The sequence below is a fragment of the Vibrio sp. 1069 genome (assembly GCF_033340555.1).
The window spans coordinates 1-1432 of sequence record NZ_JAWOWP010000062.1 but is presented as its reverse complement, the minus strand read 5'-3'; the positions used below and the strand labels follow the sequence as shown (position 1 = coordinate 1432).

At 46.2% G+C, this 1432-nt stretch carries 2 protein-coding genes; both read right to left on the bottom strand.

The features are described from left to right. On the bottom strand, positions 1 to 759 hold a 759-nt coding region (locus R7040_RS24415), incomplete at its 3' end, for a pyrimidine/purine nucleosidase domain-containing protein (protein ID WP_318097257.1). A 291-nt stretch (positions 760 to 1050) separates the two neighbouring features. Further along, positions 1051 to 1432 (bottom strand): GGDEF domain-containing protein (locus R7040_RS24410; protein ID WP_318097255.1); only part of this gene is annotated, 382 nt, incomplete at its 5' end.

The window sequence follows — 1432 nt, the reverse complement described above, 5'->3', positions numbered from 1 at the left end:
CGTGAAGATCACAATACCATGCGCCATACGAACAAACGCTTCTAAACGTTTTTCGATGTCCGGCATGATGATCAGCTCGTTGACGATTGGGTTTGGCGGCTCAGCGGCAATGATTGAAGGCTCCGTCAAGCCAAGGTAACGTTGCTCGGTGTAACGCTGTTTAGCGTGACCGATTGCCGCTCCTTTCATCGGGCCTTCCATCGCACCAGGTCCACAACCCGTACAGATATTAAGTTCACGTAAGCCAAGCTCGTTACCCACTTCGCGCGTGTATTGGTATTCAACGCCATTGATTGAATGGCCGCCCCAACAGACGACGAGATTTGGTTCAATACCGGGAGTGAGCGCGCCTGCGTTACGCAAAATACCAAACACAAGGTTGGTAATATGCGTTGGGTTAGTGAGATTGAGGCGCTGGCTGTCAGCCAAGTGCATGTTCACGTAAACGATGTCACGCAGTACAGAGAATAAGTGTTCTTGAATGCCTTTAATGATCTCTCCATCGACAAACGCATGCTCTGGTGGGTCGGTCAGCTCTAGCTTAATGCCACGCTCGCGGCGCACTACATTCACATCAAACGATTGGTGTTTATCGAGAAGCTCTTTGGAGTTATCTGTGTGGCTACCAGAGTTCAATACCGCTAACGTACAGTTACGATAAAGCTGGTAAAGATCACTCGAAGCGGTTTTCTTTAAGCGTTCAACTTCCAGTTGGGATAGCAAGTCCATGCTACCAGCGGGGCTTATATGGGTAATCATAACGCCTCCTTGTGTTGCATTATTTTGAGGGATAGTTCCAACGCATCTTACTTAGTTGTACGTGTCGTTTTACTCAGATGGCTGGAGGGTTTGGTTTTATGGTTATCGAGTCCCAAGCAACCTCAAGATGCCATATTCGTCATGAATGAATACATCATCTTGAAGTGACTTGGGTTTTAACAGCTTAGCAGACTGAAAGGGGATAAATGTGATAACTCGTTGAAAATGGGAGGTTATGAGCGTTTGAGAGGGGATAAAAGTGTTTGTTTGCTTGTTTTTTGAACGGTTTTTTTAGTTCCAGTTTAGCTGGTTTGTGCCCCGTTTTTTAGCGTCAGTGAGCATTTGCCCAAGGCGATCGAGCACATATTCTGGTGCGTCTGATTCCTTAAATGAAGTAGAGACGGCTGTCAGAGTAATGATGATGTTTTGCTCGCGGAACTTAAACGGCAGCTGACAGATATCGCGCTGAATATTTTTCATCAGTTCTAATGTGTATTCTTCACTTTGTTCTGGAATCAGCAGAATAAACTCTTCACCGCCAAAGCGAGCGACGGTTTCGGTATCAGACACGCGCTTATTGATGGCTCGAGCGATGATCTTCAGCGCTTTATCACCAGCGGTATAACCATAACTGTCGTTTACGGCTTTGAAGTTATCGACATCAAACAGTACC